The following is a 16,639-nucleotide window of genomic DNA, read 5'->3' as shown; positions in this document are numbered from 1 at the left end:
CTCACTTCCCCCGTGCCGCCGCCCGTACACCTCGAACACCCGGACCACTCCGGAGCACCCCCGACCACCTCGGCGAACCTCTCAGTCCCACGATCCCACCGGCCCCGGCAGCCCCGCGATCTCCACCAGGTCCGCCGCCGTCAGCAGCACCCGCGCCGCCCGGGCGTTCTCCACCGCCCACCGCGCCTGCTTCGCCCCCGGTACGGGAACCACGTGCGGCCCCTGCGCCAGCACCCAGGCCAGCGCCACCTGCGCGGCGGTCACCTCCGGCCCGTGCCGCCGGGCCACCCGCCGCAGCCCCGCCACCAGCGGCTGGTTCGCGGCCATCGCCTCCGCCGTGAACCGCGGGTGCCGGGCCCGTACGTCCTCGCGCTCGAAGCCCTGCCCCGGCGTCAGCGTCCCGGTCAGGAACCCGCTGCCCAGCGGCCGCGCCGCCAGCAGGCCCACCCCGCGCGCCGCGCACCACGGCAGCAGCGTCTCCAGCGCCTCGGGAGCCCACACGGACAGCTCCGCCTGCACCGCGCCGACCGGGAACACCTGCTGGACCCGCTCCAGTTGGCGAATCGTCTCTTCGTAGCGGGCCGCACCCGCCGCGCGCCGCCCCGGACCCCGTCCGGCGCGCCCGGCGCCCCGCGGGGTCTCCCGCGGCCGCGCGTCCACCGCGCAGAAGCCCAGTGCCCGCACCTTCCCCGCGGACACCAGCCCGGCCAGCGCGCCCCAGGTCTCCTCCACCGGCACGTCCGGGTCGGCCCGGTGCAGCTGGTACAGGTCGATGACGTCGCTCTGCAGCCGGCGCAGCGACGCGTCGCAGGCCCGGCGCACGTACTCGGGCCGTCCGTTGACCACGATGTGCTGGTCGCCCACCTGGAGACCGCACTTGGTCGACACGAACGCCTCGGCGCGCCGCTCCTTGAGGACCCGCCCCAGCAGCAGCTCGTTCGTGAACGGCCCGTACATGTCGGCGGTGTCCAGCAGGTTCGCCCCCTCGTCGAGCGCCGCGTGCACCGTGCGCAGCGAACCCTCCCCGTGCCGGCGCGATGCCGAGTAGCCCCAGCTCATCGGCATGCACCCGAGGCCGATGGCACCCGCCTCCAGCGCCGCCGCCCCCAACGTCCTGCGCTCCACCTGCTCGTACCCCTCCCCGTGACCGCCACCCAAAGCTATCCGCTGATCATGTGGCCGGTTCGCATAGCCTCCTGGTCATGACTACTGACGTGTGGCTGCCGTTCCGTCCCGAGGAGGTCCCGGGCCTGCCCGAGGGCCCGGTGTACCGCTTCTGGGACGGCGGGCCGGAGTACCCGGCCGACCCGGCCGACTGCGCCTTCTACGTGGTGCCGTACATGAAGGGCGCCGAGGTCGCCTGCCGGCCGCTGCCCGCCATGTCCTCCGTCCGGGTCGTGCAGACCCTGTCCGCGGGGATAGACCACGTCGAGCCCGGTCTGCCCGACCTGGGGTCCGGGGTACGGCTGTGCAACGCGCGCGGCGTCCACGAGGCCAGCACCGCCGAGCTGACCCTGGCGCTGGTCCTGGCCTCGCTGCGGGACCTGCCCGGGTTCGTGCGGGGCCAGGACCGGGGGGAGTGGCGGGCCGGCTTCTACCCCGCGCTCGCCGACAAGTCCGTACTGATCGTGGGGTACGGCTCGATCGGCGCCGCCATCGAGGACCGGCTGGCCCCCTTCGAGTGCGCGGAGGTCGTCCGGGTCGCCCGTACCGCCCGCACCGCGGCGCGGGGGCCCGTGCACGCCCTCGCCGACCTGCCGGTGCTGTTGCCGCGCGCGGACGTGGTGATCCTGTCGACGCCGCTCACGCCCGACACCAAGGGGCTGGCCGGGGCCGGGTTCCTCGGGCGCATGAAGGACGGGGCGCTGCTCGTCAACGTCGCCCGCGGCCCGGTCGTCGACACCAAGGCCCTGCTCGCCGAGGTGGAGTCGGGCCGGCTGCGCGCGGCGCTCGACGTCACCGACCCGGAACCGCTGCCCGCCGGGCACCCGCTGTGGCACGCTCCCCATGTCCTGATCACGCCTCATGTAGGGGGCAGCACCTCCGCTTTCAAGCCACGGGCCAAGCGGCTGCTGGCCGCTCAGCTCACCCGCTTCGTCGCCGGAGAGGCCTTGGAGAACGTCGTACTGGTCACCGAATGATCACCGAATGAGCCCGATTCTGCACGCTCCGGAGCGGTTCGAGTGCACAGGGTGTCCACAACTCCGACAGTAGTAACACAGCGTATAGGTGCTATGTCCCTGAGTGACGAAACTGGTGTATCGTCCGGACCAAGGGGCTGCGCCGCGAATGTACGGCGCTGGGGAGTGATCGGACACTTTGGGGGGCGACGGGCGATGCACGGCCAATGGACGAACGATCCGCGCACACGGAAACCGGCCATGCCGGTGCTGGGGCCCCGGTGAGTGCCCCCGGGGCCCTCCTCGCCCAGCCCCCGCCGGTGGCCGGCGGCGGGCGGGGCCTGGCCGCCCAACTCCTCCTCGCCGTGATCTGCGGGGGGTACGCCGTCGGCGCCGCCCTCGGCTGGGGGTCCGAGGAACTCGCGCTCGTCATGGGCGACTTCGGCCTCAGTGCCGCCGCCCTGCTCGCCGCGGTCTCCTGCTACAACTACGCGCGCTCCAACCCCAGCAGGGAGCGGCCCGCCTGGCTCCTCTTCGCCTTCTCCTCCCTGATGGCCGCCTGCGGCAACGCGGTCTGGGGCTGGTACGAGGTGGTCCTGGAGCGCGAGGTGCCCAGCCCCTCCGTCGCCGACTTCTGCTTCCTCTGCTTCGCGCCCCCCGCGATCGTCGGCCTGCTCGTCCTCGCCAAGCGCCCCGTCACCCGCGCCGGGTGGGTCTGCCTCGCCCTCGACTCCTGGCTCATCGGCGGCTCGCTGCTCACCCTGTCGTGGAGCCTCGCCCTCGCCCACACCGCCCAGAGCGCCACCTCCGAAGGGGCCGGCAGCGTACCGCGGGCCGCCCTGTCGCTCGCGTACCCGCTGCTGGACATCGCGCTCGTCTCGATGGTCCTCGTCCTGCACTTCCGGCGCTCGTCCGCCAACCGCTCCGCCGTGAACACGGCCATCGCCGCCCTCGCCCTGACCGTTCTCAGCGACGCGCTGTTCACCTCGCCGCTGCTGCACGCCAGATACCGCTCCGGCGAACTGCTCGACGCCGGCTGGTTCGCCGGCTCCCTGCTGCTCGCGTACGCCCCCTGGGGCGCCCGGCGGCTGCTGGTGCACGGGGACGACGGCGGCCCCCCGCGCGGCCCCCGCCCGCACAGCCGCCCCATCACCGGCTCGCTGCCCGCCCTGACGCCCTACCTCGCCGCCGCGGTGTGCACGCTCGGCATCCTCTACAACGTCGTCGACGGCCGCCGGGTGGACCGGGTCGTCGTCTTCACCGGCTGCACCGTGGTCCTCGCCCTCGTCGTGCGCCAGGGCATCATGCTCCTCGACAACATCGCCCTCACCCAGGAACTGGCCCAGAAGGAGAACCACTTCCGCTCCCTGGTCCAGGGCTCCAGCGACGTCATCATGATCGCCGCGCCCACCGGGATACTGCGGTACGTCAGCCCGGCCGCCGCCGGGGTCTACGGACGCGAGGCCGAGGAGCTCGTCGGCTCCGAGCTGTCCGCCCTGATCCACCCGGACGATCTCGGGCGCGTCGTCCACGAGGTCCGCCGCTTCCTCGCCGCCCCGCCCGCCGAGGAGCCCACCACCCGCATCGAATGCCGCTTCAAGTCCGGCAGCGGCGAGTGGCTGAACGTGGAGTCCACCGTCAACCGCCACCAGGGCGGGCTTATCCTCAACAGCCGGGACGTCACCGAGCGGGTCCGCCTCCAGGCCCAGCTCCAGCACAGCGCGGAGCACGACCCGCTCACCGACCTCCCCAACCGGGCGCTGTTCACCCGCCGGGTCCGCCAGGCGCTGACCGGCCGCCGCGCCGGCGACCACTCCAGTGCCGTGCTCTTCATCGACCTCGACGGCTTCAAGGCGGTCAACGACAGCATCGGCCACCAGGCCGGCGACGAACTGCTGATCGAGGCCGCCCGCCGGCTCCACGAGTCCGTCCGCGCCGGGGACACCGCCGCCCGGCTCGGCGGGGACGAGTTCGCCGCCCTCATCCTGGGCGACGGCAGCCGCGACCGCAGCGCCCGCGAGTACCAGGTGCACGAGATCGCCGAGCGGCTGCGCGCCACCCTCTCCCAGCCCTACCGGATCGCCGGCAGCGAGGTCCGGGTCGCCGCCAGCATCGGCGTCGCCTTCGCCGACCCCGGCATCAGCCCCTCGGACCTCATGCGCAACGCGGACCTCGCCATGTACCGGGCCAAGGCGGGCGGCAAGGACCGCGTGGAGCTGTACGCGCCGCAGATGGAGGCCGAGGTGGTCCGCAGGGCCGAGGTCGCCGGCCGCCTGCGCACCGCCCTGCACGACGGCGAGTTCGTCCTGCTGCACCAGCCCGTGGTCTCGCTGGCCACCGGGACCGTCACCGCGGTGGCCGCCCAGGCCCGGTGGCGCTCCGCCCAGGGGTTCCTCTTCACCCCCGCCGAGTTCCTCCGGGTGGCCGAGTCGGCCGACCGGCACGGCGGCCCCGAGTCCGGCCGGACCGCCGAGCTGGGGCGCTGGCTGCTGGAGGAGGCCGTCGAGCAGGCCGCCGAGCGGCACCGCGCGGGCCACGGCACCCCCGTGACCGTACGGATCTCGGCCCACCGGCTGCTGGACCGCTCCCTGCCCACCGGCACCGTGGAGGCCCTCCTGACCCGGCACGGACTGCCCTCGGGGGCGCTGGTGATCGAGCTGGCCGACAGCGACCCCAGGGTGGCCTTCGACGAGCTGGAGCGGCGCCTGGCCGGGCTGCGCCGGCTCGGCGTACGGATCGCCCTCGACGGCTTCGGGAGCGGGTACGCGGCCATCGGCGCGCTGCGCCGGCTCCCGGTCGACGTGCTGAAGCTCGACCGGGGGCTGGTCGAGGGCGTGGTGGAATCGGCCAGGCTGCACAAGATCACCGCAGGTTTGTTGCGTATTGCAAATGATTTGGGCATGGAGTCCGTGGCCGAGGGCGTGGACCTGCCCGAGCAGGTCCTGGCGCTGCGCGCCATGGGCTGCACCCACGGTCTGGGCATGGCCTTCTCCGGCCCCTTGGACGAATACCGGCTGCGCCGCTCCCTCGTGCGCGGTACGTTTCCAGTACCCGGCGGGGCCGCCCTTCCCGCACTGGCGGGCAGGTCCCTAGGCGTCCCGCGGGGACTCCGTAGGGGCTCAAATAGTGAGACGTCCATCCCACCTACTTGACATCCCCCTCCCGCCGGAGGGAGGGTCAGTGCCATGCGCACCCGAATTCTCGTACTTGGAAAGCGCGTCGGCTGAAGCTGGGCAGTTCATGACCCCGCTCAACGCACCCGACGCGCTCCCCTCGCTTGCCCTTAGGCACGAGGGGTTTTTTGTTGCACTGGCAAAACCCAAACCCACGCAAAAACCCTCAGCTTCGAGAAGAGATTGCCGATGACCGAGCAGGCCTCCGGGGCCCACCATCCGCAGCCGCGGGCCCGTACCGGCGGACAGCAGACCGCTGCGATCGAGCACGTCACGGGTGCGCAGTCCCTCATCCGTTCTCTCGAAGAGGTGGGGTGCGACACCGTCTTCGGCATCCCGGGCGGCGCGATCCTCCCGGCGTACGACCCGATGATGGACTCGAAGAAGGTCCGCCACATCCTGGTCCGGCACGAGCAGGGCGCCGGCCACGCCGCCACCGGCTACGCCCAGGCCACCGGCAAGGTCGGCGTCTGCATGGCCACCTCCGGCCCCGGCGCCACCAACCTCGTCACCCCGATCGCCGACGCCCACATGGACTCCGTCCCGCTGGTCGCGATCACCGGCCAGGTCTCCTCCAAGGCGATCGGCACCGACGCCTTCCAGGAGGCGGACATCGTCGGCATCACCATGCCGATCACCAAGCACAACTTCCTGGTCACCAAGGCCGAGGACATCCCGAAGACGATCGCCGAGGCGTTCCACATCGCCGCCACCGGCCGCCCCGGCCCGGTCCTGGTCGACATCGCCAAGGACGCCCTCCAGTCCCGGACCACGTTCAGCTGGCCGCCCGCCCAGGACCTGCCCGGCTACCGGCCGGTCACCAAGCCGCACGCCAAGCAGATCCGCGAGGCCGCGAAGCTCATGGTCCAGGCCAAGCGGCCGGTCCTGTACGTCGGCGGCGGCGTCATGAAGTCCGGCGCCACCGCCGAGCTGAAGGTCCTCGCCGAGCTGACCGGCATCCCGGTCACCACCACCCTGATGGCCCTGGGCTCCTTCCCGGACACCCACCCGCTGCACGTCGGCATGCCCGGCATGCACGGCGCGGTCACCGCCGTCACGGCCCTGCAGAAGGCCGACCTGCTCATCGCGCTGGGCACCCGCTTCGACGACCGCGTCACCGGCAAGCTGGACAGCTTCGCCCCGTTCGCCAAGATCATCCACGCCGACATCGACCCGGCGGAGATCGGCAAGAACAAGCCCGTGGACGTCCCGATCGTCGGCGACGCCCGCGAGGTCATCGCCGACCTGGTCCAGGCCGTCCAGGCCGAGCACACCGAGGGCCACGCCGGCGACTACACCGCCTGGTGGAAGGACCTCAACCGCTGGCGCGACACCTACCCGCTCGGCTACGACCTGCCCGAGGACGGCAGCCTGTCGCCGCAGCAGGTCATCCAGCGCATCGGCGAGCTCGCGCCCAAGAGCACCGTCTTCGCGGCCGGCGTCGGCCAGCACCAGATGTGGGCCTCGCACTTCGTCAACTACGAGGAGCCCCGCACCTGGCTGAACTCCGGCGGCGCCGGAACCATGGGCTACGCGGTCCCGGCCGCGATGGGCGCCAAGGTCGGCATGCCGGAGCGCACCGTCTGGGCGATCGACGGCGACGGCTGCTTCCAGATGACCAATCAGGAACTGGTCACCTGCGCGCTGAACAACATCCCGATCAAGGTCGCGATCATCAACAACGGCGCGCTGGGCATGGTCCGCCAGTGGCAGACCCTGTTCTACAACCAGCGGTACTCCAACACCGTCCTGCACGCCGACGAGACCGGCCACACCACCGTCGGCTCCCAGCTCGGCGAGTCCACCGCGCCCCGTCAGGGCACCCGCGTCCCGGACTTCGTCAAGCTCTCCGAGGCCATGGGCTGCGTCGCCCTGCGCTGCGAGGACCCGGCCGACCTGGACAAGGTCATCGCCGAGGCCAACGCCATCAACGACCGTACGGTCGTCGTCGACTTCATCGTCCACGAGGACGCCATGGTCTGGCCGATGGTCGCCGCCGGCACCTCCAACGACGAGGTCATGGCCGCCCGTGGCGTCCGCCCGGACTTCGGCGACAACGAAGAGTGACTGAGCGAAGAGCGAAAGAGAGAACGACTCACATGTCCAAGCACACGCTCTCCGTCCTGGTCGAGAACACCCCCGGCATCCTCGCCCGGATCGCCGCCCTGTTCTCCCGCCGCGGCTTCAACATCGACTCCCTCGCGGTCGGCGTCACCGAGCACCCCGACATCTCCCGCATCACGATCGTCGTCAACGTCGAGGACCTGCCGCTGGAGCAGGTGACCAAGCAGCTCAACAAGCTGGTCAACGTCCTCAAGATCGTCGAGCTGGAGCCGTCCCACGCCATCCAGCGCGAACTCGTCCTGGTGAAGGTCCGCGCCGACAACGAGACCCGCTCCCAGATCGTCGAGATCGTCCAGCTGTTCCGCGCGAAGACCGTCGACGTCTCCCCGGAGGCCGTCACCATCGAGGCCACCGGCGGCGCCGACAAGCTGGAGGCCATGCTCAAGATGCTGGAGCCCTTCGGCATCAAGGAACTCGTCCAGTCCGGCACGATCGCCATAGGGCGCGGCGGCCGCTCCATCACCGACCGCAGCCTGCGCGCCCTCGACCGCAGCGCCTGACGCCACGCCCGGCGCCACGCCGGGCGCCGTCTGACGGGCGCCCGGCCCCCCGAGCCCGTATACCGAGACCGGTAAACCGCAACACCGCCTCCCGCCGTACGGTGGGAAGCAGAAGCACCAAGACCAAGGAGATTTCGCAGTGGCCGAGCTGTTCTACGAGTCCGACGCCGACCTGTCCATCATCCAGGGCCGCAAGGTCGCGGTCATCGGCTACGGCAGCCAGGGCCACGCCCACGCGCTGTCGCTGCGCGACTCCGGCGTCGACGTGCGCGTCGGCCTGCAGGAGGGTTCCAAGTCCAAGGCCAAGGCCGAGGAGCAGGGCCTGCGCGTGGTCTCCGTGGCCGAGGCCGCGGCCGAGGCCGACGTCATCATGATCCTGACCCCGGACCCGATCCAGGCCCAGGTCTACGAGGAGTCCATCAAGGACAACCTGAAGGAGGGCGACGCGCTCTTCTTCGGCCACGGCTTCAACGTCCGCTACGGCTTCATCAAGCCCCCGGCCAACGTCGACGTCGCCCTCGTCGCCCCGAAGGGCCCGGGCCACCTGGTCCGCCGCCAGTACGAGGAGGGCCGCGGCGTTCCGTGCATCGCGGCCGTCGAGCAGGACTTCACCGGCGGGGCCTTCAAGCTGGCCCTGTCGTACGCGGCCGGCATCGGCGGCACCCGCGCCGGCGTCATCAAGACCACCTTCACCGAGGAGACCGAGACCGACCTGTTCGGTGAGCAGGCCGTCCTCTGCGGTGGCGCCTCCGCCCTCGTGAAGGCGGGCTTCGAGGTCCTGACCGAGGCCGGCTACCAGCCGGAGATCGCGTACTTCGAGTGCCTCCACGAGCTGAAGCTCATCGTCGACCTCATGTACGAGGGCGGCCTGGAGAAGATGCGCTGGTCCGTCTCCGAGACCGCCGAGTGGGGCGACTACATCACCGGCCCGCGCGTCATCACCGACGCCACCAAGGCCGAGATGAAGAAGGTCCTCGCCGAGATCCAGGACGGCACCTTCGCCAAGACCTGGATGGAGGAGTACCACGGCGGTCTGAAGAAGTACAACGAGTACAAGAACGCCGACTCCGAGCACCTGCTGGAGACCACCGGCAAGAAGCTGCGCAAGCTCATGAGCTGGGTCGACAGCGACGAGAGCTGATCCGGAGCGGCGGGGCCGGGGCGTACGCGTCCCGGCCCCGCCGTCCCTGGGCGCCGCCCGCTCCGGCCGGAGCCGTCCGGCCCAGCGGTCCGGGCCGCCGCACCCCGCTTGTCCACGCCGTCCAACCACGGACGGGTGATCCTTCCGCACAGGCGGAAAACAAGTGGCCGTCCGCCACTACACTGCTCAACACATACGCGTCAGGCCCACAGTGTCGTGCGTCTTCCACGCGGCTACCCCCTCCACCGCATGCGGCCGTCGGGACGGCCGTCCGCACTGGACTTGTGAGGACCCACGTGAGCTCGAAACCTGTCGTACTCATCGCCGAAGAGCTGTCGCCCGCCACGGTCGAGGCCCTCGGACCCGACTTCGAGATCCGCCACTGCAACGGAGCCGACCGCGCGGAGCTGCTGCCCGCCGTCGTGGACGTCGACGCGATCCTCGTCCGCTCCGCCACCAAGGTCGACGCGGAGGCCATCGCCGCCGCCAAGAAGCTCAAGGTCGTCGCCCGCGCCGGCGTCGGCCTCGACAACGTCGACGTCTCCGCGGCCACCAAGGCCGGCGTCATGGTCGTGAACGCCCCGACCTCCAACATCGTCACCGCCGCCGAGCTCGCCTGCGGTCTGCTGGTCGCCACCGCGCGCAACATCCCGCAGGCCAACACCGCCCTGAAGAACGGCGAGTGGAAGCGCAGCAAGTACACGGGCGTCGAGCTCAGCGAGAAGACGCTCGGCGTCGTGGGCCTCGGCCGCATCGGCGTCCTCGTCGCCCAGCGGATGTCCGCGTTCGGCATGAAGGTCGTCGCCTACGACCCGTACGTGCAGCCCGCGCGCGCCGCCCAGATGGGCGTGAAGATGCTCTCCCTCGACGAGCTGCTCGAGGTCGCCGACTTCATCACCGTGCACCTGCCCAAGACCCCCGAGACCCTCGGCCTCATCGGCGACGAGGCGCTGCACAAGGTCAAGCCGACCGTGCGCATCGTCAACGCCGCGCGCGGTGGCATCGTGGACGAGGCCGCCCTGTACTCGGCCCTCAAGGAGGGCCGCGTCGCCGGCGCCGGCCTCGACGTGTACGCCAAGGAGCCCTGCACGGACTCCCCGCTGTTCGAGCTCGACCAGGTCGTGTGCACCCCGCACCTGGGCGCCTCCACCGACGAGGCCCAGGAGAAGGCCGGCATCGCCGTCGCCAAGTCGGTGCGCCTCGCGCTCGCCGGCGAGCTGGTGCCGGACGCCGTGAACGTCCAGGGCGGCGTCATCGCCGAGGACGTGCGCCCGGGCCTGCCGCTCGCCGAGAAGCTCGGCCGCATCTTCACCGCCCTCGCGGGCGAGGTCGCGGTCCGCCTCGACGTCGAGGTCTGCGGCGAGATCACCCAGCACGACGTCAAGGTGCTCGAACTCTCCGCGCTCAAGGGCGTCTTCGAGGACGTGGTCGACGAGACCGTGTCGTACGTCAACGCCCCGCTGTTCGCGCAGGAGCGCGGCGTCGAGGTGCGCCTGACCACCAGCTCGGAGTCGCCGGACCACCGCAACGTGGTGACCGTGCGCGGCACCCTGGCGGACGGCCAGGACGTGGCCGTCTCCGGCACGCTGGCCGGCCCCAAGCACCTGCAGAAGATCGTCGGCATCGGCGGCTACGACGTGGACCTGTCGCTGGCCGACCACATGGTCGTGCTGCGCTACCAGGACCGTCCGGGTGTCGTCGGCACCGTCGGCCGGGTGCTCGGCGAGGCCGGGCTGAACATCGCCGGCATGCAGGTGGCGCGGGCGGAGGAGCACGGCGAGGCGCTCGCGGTGCTGACCGTGGACGACACCGTCCCGGCGGGCGTGCTCGCGGAGATCGCGGAGGAGATCGGGGCCGCCTCGGCGCGGTCGGTCAACCTCGGCTGATCCGGCCGTACGCGTACAGGACGACGGAGAAGGGCCCGGAGGATCCCGGGCCCTTCTCCGTGTCTCCGTGTCTCCGTGTCCCTTTCCGGGTCCTCGGTGCCTGGGTGCCTCCGTCACCCGCCGCGGGTGCGCGGGTCAGCGGGCGGCGTGGGTGGGGAGGGCAGCCCCGTCGGCCGGGTCCGCCGCCGGGTCCGTGGCGGTGGCGGCCGGGGTGCCGCGGCCGCGCAGCAGGGTGGCGGTGACGACCGCGGTGGCCAGCAGCAGGGCCGCCGTACCGAAGGCCATGTAGTGCATGCCGTGGACGAAGGCCTCGCGGGCCAGGGCCAGCAGGGTGTCGCCGGCGCGCCCGCCGAGCTGCCCGGCCGCGGCCACCGCACCCCCCAGGGTCTCCCGGGCCGCCGCCGGCTCGACCCCGGCCAGGTCGGAGCGGTAGACCGCGGTGCCGAGGCTGCCGAGGGCGGCCATCCCCAGGGCGCCGCCGAACTCCTGGCCCGTCTCCAGCAGCGAGGCGGCCGACCCGGCCTTCTCCGCGGGGGCGGTGGCCAGTGCCATGTCGGAGACCAGGGCCATCACCGTGACCATGCCCGAGGCGAGCACCGCGCAGCCGGCCAGCATCAGCCACAGCGAGTCGGTCCCGACGCCGGCGATCAGGGCGAATCCGGCCGCGGCCAGGGCGAAGCCGGCGGCGATCACGTACGCCCGGTCCACCTTCTGGGCGACGGCCGTGGCGATCGGGGCGGTGGCGCCGACGGCCACGGACGGGGCCAGGCTCCACAGCGCCGCCTCCAGCGGAGCCATCCCGAGCACGGACTGCAGGTACTGGGTGCTGAAGTACGCGGAGCCCATCATCCCGAAGGCGGCGACGGTGTTGAGGCCGATGCCGGCACCGAAGCCCCGGTGGCGGAACAGCGCCCGGTCGATCATCGCGTCCCGGCGGCGCCGCTGGCGCAGGACGAACAGTGCGCCCACGGCCAAGCCGGCCACGATGCAGGCGGCGTACCGGACCTCGAAGCCCTCGGCGGCCAGCTCCTTGAGCCCGTAGACCACCGGCAGCACCGCGCCCATGGACAGCGGCACGCTCAGCAGGTCGAAGCGGCCGGGCGCGGGGTCCTTGAACTCCGGGACGAGGACCGGGGCGAGGACGAGGAGCAACACCATCGCCGGGACGTTCACCAGGAAGACCGAGCCCCACCAGAAGTGCTCCAGCAGCAGGCCGCTGAAGACCGAGCCGAGGGCCACGCCGCCGGCCATGGCCGCGGACCAGATGCCGACGGCCTTCGAGCGCTGGGCGTCGTCCTGGAAGAGGTTGCGGACCAGGGCCATGGTCGAGGGCATCAGCGTGGCCCCGCCGACGCCCAGCAGCACGCGGGCGGCGATCAGCATCTCGGCGCTCTGGGCGTACGCGGCCGCCACGGAGGCGAGGCCGAAGGCGCCGGCGCCCAGGAGGAGGAGCTTGCGACGGCCGATCCGGTCGCCGAGCGAGCCCATCGTGATCAGCAGTCCGGCCAGGGCGAATCCGTAGCTGTCGAAGATCCACAGCTGCTGGGTCGCGGTCGGGTCGAGCTCGCGGGTGATGGAGGGGACCGCGAAGTACAGGACGGAGACGTCCATGGAGACCAGGAGCAGGGGCAGCAGGAGGACGGTGAAGGCGGTCCACTCCCGGCGGCCGGCGCGTCGTGCGGCGGAGTTCGTCATGCAGAGCAATGTACAGCTGTCATAAACGCTTGTCTATGACGATCGTATAGAACGATTGTGTTGGACGGTTGTGTGGGACGGCTGTGTGGAACGCTCGTCTGTGACGCCCGTACGGGTCGGCGTTAGGCTCGGACCCATGGGACACAAGGAAGATCTGCTCGAAGGCGCGAAGAAGTGCCTGATGGACAAGGGCTTCGTGCGCACCACCGCGCGCGACATCGTCAACGCCTCGGGCGCGAACCTCGCCTCGATCGGCTACCACTACGGCTCCAAGGACGCCCTGTTGATGCAGGCGTTCCTCGCGTTGATGGAGGAGTGGGGCGACTCCGTCATGCCCTCGGCCGGGGCGGCGGAGGGGGAGGGGGGCTCGCTGGAGCGCTTCCGGTCGTTGTGGGAGTCCTTCCTGAGCACCGAGGAGGCGGCCCGTCCGCTGTGGCGGGCGAACCTCGAGGTGGCCATGCAGGACGACCGCCTCCCGGAGCTGCGTGCGCTGCTCGTCTCCTCGCAGGCGGAGGGGCGCAGGGGGCTGGTGGCCACGTTCACGGGAGTGCCCGAGGAGGACGTCCCCGAGGAGGACGTCGTCACCCTCGGGGCCTTCTACCAGGCCCTCCTCGGCGGAGTGATGATCCAGCGGATGTTCGCCCCCGAGGCCGCGGTCACCGCGGAACAGCTCACGCAGGGCCTGCGGCGCGCGGTCGAGTTGGCGGCCGAGCGGGGCTGAGCCCACCGGACCCCCCGTCGTGCGCCGGAACCGCTCGGCGGACGTTCCCGTCACAGTTCTGACCGGCCGGTAACCGGTCATCGGTACCGGACTGCGGCCACGGCCGTCGGGCCGTCGGGCGAGGGGGATCGTGTGGAACGTACGTCGTTACGGGCATCGGCGCCGCGGCGCATGCGGGGGCCCGCCGCGGTGCTGGCCGTGCTGGCGGTGCTAGCGGTGGGCGGGCTGGTCGGGGGCTGCTCGGGCCCGTCCAGCAGCGAGGGGTACCCGGGCGAGGGGCCCGACACCGCGCCGCGGATCCGGCAGGTGGCCCGGGCCTGGGACGCCTCACTGGCCGCACGGGCCTGGCGCGCCGGGTTCTTCCCGATCGACCCGCTCGTCAGGCTCCCCGCGGGGGGCTGGCGCAGTGCGGCGGACCGGCGCGCGTACGAGCGGCAGGAGCTGGTGTTCCGGTCCGACCCGGCGTTCACGGTCCCGTCCGTGCCGGGGACGGTCCGGTGGGCGGACGGCAGGACCCTGGAGCTGCCGGTGATGCCGGCCGTCGAGGCGTACCGCACCCTGGCGCCCGGTGGGGGGCGTGGCGCGGGCCGTGGCGGGGAGGGGCCGTTGGTCGTCACGCGGGCGGAGCTGGGGGAGCTGGCCGTGCGCACGAGCCACGGTCCGGCCCGGGTGCCGGCCTGGCAGTTCACCGTGGAGGGGTACGACACCCCGCTCGTGCGCGTCGCGGTCGACCCCTCGCCGATTCCCAAAGCCCCGATAGGGCCCGTCGATCCGAGTGCGTCGGCGCTGTCGCTGGTGTCGGTGTCGGCCGACGGGCGGGTGCTCACGCTGTCCGCGGGTCACGGGGCGTGCGACGGCGGCGCGCGGGTGGACGTACTCGAGGGGATCGACACGGTGGTGCTCGAGGGCGCGGTGAAGCCGGCGCGGCGCGGCCGGTCCGGCAACTGCCCGGCCGTCCTGCTCCACCAGACGGTCGAGGTCACCCTGGCCAGCCCGCTGGCGGGCCGGACGCCGGTGGACGCGCACACGGGCGGTCCGGTCGCCATGCCGGGGATCCGGGGGCGCTGACCCGTCCGGTCGGCACCCGGCCCCCCGGGGGGAGTGCGGGCCGCCGCGCCTGCCCGGCGGCCGGCCGTCCCGTGCGCAAGATGGGGCGGGCGGCCGGTGGGCCCGGCGGGTCCCGGGCGAGCGGCAGAGGAGCGTGGCATGGTCGGGTCGGACGGCGAAGGCGAAGGCGACGGCGACGGCGAGGCGGACGGCGACGCCGAGGTGGACGGCGACGCCGAGGCGGACGGCGACGCCGAGGTGGACGGCGACGCCGAGGTGGACGGCGACGCCGAGGTGGACGGCGACGCCGAGGTGGACGGCGACGCCGAGGTGGACGTACTGGTCGTCGGGGGCGGCCCGGTCGGGCTCACCGCCCGGGCGCTCCTGGAGCGGTGGGGCGCACGGGTGCTGGTGGTCGAGAAGCACCGTGAGTTGTCGCCCTTCCCGCGGTCGAGGCTGGTCAACGTGCGCTCGATGGAGATCTTCCGCCAGCTGGGGCTGGCCGCCGGGATCACGGCCCGGGCCTTCGCGCCGGAGTACGGGCGGGTCCGTTTCCGCGACACCCTGCACGACCGGGACTTCGCCACCGCGGCGATGGCCGGCGTGCACGACCCGGTCCCCGTGAGCCCGGTCATGGGCGTGGTCACCTCCCAGGACCGGCTGGAACCGCTGCTGCTCGGCGCGGCGCGGGCGCCGGTGCGTTTCGGGGCCGAACTGACCGGCCTGGCCGAGGACACCGACGGCGTCACGGCCGTGCTCCGCGCCCGCGAGGGCGGCGCCGAGGCGCGGGTCCGGGCCCGGTACGTCGTGGGCGCCGACGGCGCGAACTCCACCGTCCGGGGGCTGTTGGGCATCGGTACGACCGGCCCGGGGGAGCTGGGGGCCATCACCACCGTCGTGTTCGACGCCGACCTCGGCCCGTGGCGCGCCCGGCAGCCGGCCGGGGTGTACTTCACGGCGCACGGGTCGTTCATGCCGCTCTACCCCGAAGGGGGTTGGGCCTGGTTCGGTCCCACCCCCGAGGACACGGAGGGCACTGACTGGGGCCGGCTGGTCGCCGACGCCTTGGGTGGGGGTGGGGGTGGGGGTGGCGGTTCGGGTGCGGGTCCGGGGGCGGCTTCGGGGGCTGCTCCCCGGGTCCTGCGGGTCCAGCACTGGGTGATGAACGCGTTCGTCGCCGACCGGTTCCGGCGCGGCCGGGTCCTGCTCGCCGGCGACGCAGCGCACGCGGTCCCCATCATCGGCGGGCTCGGCATGAACGCCGGCATCGCCGACGTGCACAACCTGTGCTGGAAGCTGGCCGGCGTCCTCCGCGGCTGGGCCGGACCGGGCCTGCTGGAGACCTACCGGACCGAACGGGAACCCGTCGCCCGGCGGACCCTCGACGAAGCGGTCGCCAACACCCGGCAGCTGGTCCAGGTGCAGAACCGGCTGCGCGCGCAGGTCCGGGCCGGCGGAGTTCCGGCGGAGCCGGTCGAACTCCCTTGGTCGGACCGGTACTTCGCGCAACTCGGGCTGGTGCTCGGCGTCACCTACCGGTCCGATGCGGTGCTGTCGGGTGGGGGTGGCGAGGGGGGTGTGCGGCACGCGGGGGTGGATGGTGGTCCTGTCGGTCCTGTCGGTCCTGTCGGTCCTGTCGGTCCTGTCGGTTCTGTCGGTTCTGTTGGTCCGTCCGTCGAGTACGTGCCCACCGCCGGGCCCGGCCGGCGCATGCCGCACCTCTGGCTCACCCGCGGCCGTTCCACGATCGACGCCCTCGGCGAGTGGTTCACCCTGCTCACTCCCGATCCCGCGGGCTGGGCGGGACGGGATGTCGGGTCCGCGCCGCTGCGCGTCGAGCCCTTGCCCGGCGAGCACCTCGACGCCTGCGGCATCGGACCGTCCGGAGCCCTGCTCGTCCGGCCCGACGGCCACGTGGCCGCCCGCTGGCCCGAGCGCCCGGCGGACGGCGACCCGCTCCGCCGGAGCCTGGCCGCGATCACGGGGGCGGCGGCGCTCCGGGGCCCTGGGTACGCCACGTGATGCGCAGGTGCCGGCGTGGGCGCGGGTGCCGTCGTGGGGCGCGGGTGTCGATGGTGCGCGGGTGTCGTCGTGGCGCTTTTGCGGGGTCGGCGGCGCCCGCGAGCTGCGGGAGCGTCCCGTGGTGTGTGGGTCCCCTCGGCGCTTGACAGGGGCGGCCTGCAGGCCCTGCGGCAGGCCCACCCCAGGGGCAAGGGGCTTCGCCCTGGCCTT

11 protein-coding genes are annotated in these 16,639 nt (G+C 72.6%); 9 read left to right on the top strand and 2 right to left on the bottom strand.

What is annotated here, in order from left to right; all coding sequences use genetic code 11:
- Positions 1-81: 81 nt before the first annotated feature.
- Complete coding sequence (locus ACIQCH_RS36235) at positions 82-1,125, bottom strand: aldo/keto reductase (RefSeq protein ID WP_402588236.1); 1,044 nt, start codon at positions 1,123-1,125, stop codon at positions 82-84.
- 77 nt (positions 1,126-1,202) lie between these two features.
- On the opposite strand from ACIQCH_RS36235, the gene ACIQCH_RS36230 reads away from it, so the two are divergent.
- The 6 genes from ACIQCH_RS36230 to serA all read left to right on the top strand — a co-directional run bounded on the left by ACIQCH_RS36230 (position 1,203) and on the right by serA (position 10,944).
- Positions 1,203-2,141 carry a 2-hydroxyacid dehydrogenase gene (locus tag ACIQCH_RS36230; protein ID WP_402588234.1) on the top strand — a complete coding sequence of 313 codons (939 nt, stop codon included), beginning with the start codon at positions 1,203-1,205 and terminating at the stop codon, positions 2,139-2,141.
- Between the two features lie 260 nt (positions 2,142-2,401).
- Positions 2,402-5,272: a putative bifunctional diguanylate cyclase/phosphodiesterase gene (locus ACIQCH_RS36225; RefSeq protein ID WP_402588232.1), complete on the top strand. Its 2,871-nt coding sequence runs from the start codon at positions 2,402-2,404 to the stop codon at positions 5,270-5,272.
- Between the two features lie 210 nt (positions 5,273-5,482).
- Entirely contained in the window at positions 5,483-7,360 is a 1,878-nt protein-coding gene (locus ACIQCH_RS36220; RefSeq protein WP_402588230.1) for an acetolactate synthase large subunit, read from the top strand.
- A gap of 32 nt (positions 7,361-7,392) precedes the next feature.
- Positions 7,393-7,917: an acetolactate synthase small subunit gene (gene ilvN / locus ACIQCH_RS36215; protein WP_030205858.1), complete on the top strand. Its 525-nt coding sequence runs from the start codon at positions 7,393-7,395 to the stop codon at positions 7,915-7,917.
- 139 nt (positions 7,918-8,056) lie between these two features.
- Complete coding sequence (ilvC, locus tag ACIQCH_RS36210; RefSeq protein ID WP_402588228.1) at positions 8,057-9,058, top strand: ketol-acid reductoisomerase; 1,002 nt, start codon at positions 8,057-8,059, stop codon at positions 9,056-9,058.
- 296 nt (positions 9,059-9,354) lie between these two features.
- Entirely contained in the window at positions 9,355-10,944 is a 1,590-nt protein-coding gene (gene serA / locus ACIQCH_RS36205) for a phosphoglycerate dehydrogenase (protein ID WP_402588226.1), read from the top strand.
- 135 nt (positions 10,945-11,079) lie between these two features.
- Here the strand turns inward: serA and ACIQCH_RS36200 are convergent, their stop codons facing one another.
- The gene (locus ACIQCH_RS36200) at positions 11,080-12,639 is read right to left on the bottom strand and encodes an MFS transporter (RefSeq protein ID WP_402588224.1); all 1,560 of its coding nucleotides are present in this window, start codon (positions 12,637-12,639) and stop codon (positions 11,080-11,082) included.
- Positions 12,640-12,775: 136 nt separating this feature from the next.
- Here ACIQCH_RS36200 and ACIQCH_RS36195 point away from each other — a divergent pair, with 136 nt between their 5' ends.
- The 3 genes from ACIQCH_RS36195 to ACIQCH_RS36185 all read left to right on the top strand — a co-directional run bounded on the left by ACIQCH_RS36195 (position 12,776) and on the right by ACIQCH_RS36185 (position 16,429).
- A complete protein-coding gene (locus ACIQCH_RS36195) occupies positions 12,776-13,360 on the top strand; it encodes a TetR/AcrR family transcriptional regulator (RefSeq protein ID WP_402588222.1) in 585 nt (194 codons plus the stop codon).
- A gap of 132 nt (positions 13,361-13,492) precedes the next feature.
- Complete coding sequence (locus tag ACIQCH_RS36190; RefSeq protein WP_402588220.1) at positions 13,493-14,428, top strand: hypothetical protein; 936 nt, start codon at positions 13,493-13,495, stop codon at positions 14,426-14,428.
- 138 nt (positions 14,429-14,566) lie between these two features.
- Positions 14,567-16,429: an FAD-dependent monooxygenase gene (locus tag ACIQCH_RS36185; RefSeq protein WP_402588218.1), complete on the top strand. Its 1,863-nt coding sequence runs from the start codon at positions 14,567-14,569 to the stop codon at positions 16,427-16,429.
- Positions 16,430-16,639 lie beyond the last annotated feature (210 nt).

The organism is Streptomyces sp. NPDC093225, assembly GCF_044753805.1.
Classification (GTDB): Bacteria; Actinomycetota; Actinomycetes; order Streptomycetales; family Streptomycetaceae; genus Streptomyces.
Note: the sequence above shows the minus strand (reverse complement) of the source record. Positions and strands in the feature narration are given on the sequence as shown.

Coding starts and splice junctions, on each gene's coding strand:
- ilvN (WP_030205858.1), top strand. CDS start 7,393: ATGTCCAAGCACACGCTCTCCGTCCTGGTCGAGAACACCCCCGGCATC.
- ACIQCH_RS36220 (WP_402588230.1), top strand. CDS start 5,483: ATGACCGAGCAGGCCTCCGGGGCCCACCATCCGCAGCCGCGGGCCCGT.
- ACIQCH_RS36185 (WP_402588218.1), top strand. CDS start 14,567: ATGGTCGGGTCGGACGGCGAAGGCGAAGGCGACGGCGACGGCGAGGCG.
- ACIQCH_RS36230 (WP_402588234.1), top strand. CDS start 1,203: ATGACTACTGACGTGTGGCTGCCGTTCCGTCCCGAGGAGGTCCCGGGC.
- ACIQCH_RS36200 (WP_402588224.1), bottom strand. CDS start 12,639: ATGACGAACTCCGCCGCACGACGCGCCGGCCGCCGGGAGTGGACCGCC.
- ACIQCH_RS36195 (WP_402588222.1), top strand. CDS start 12,776: ATGGGACACAAGGAAGATCTGCTCGAAGGCGCGAAGAAGTGCCTGATG.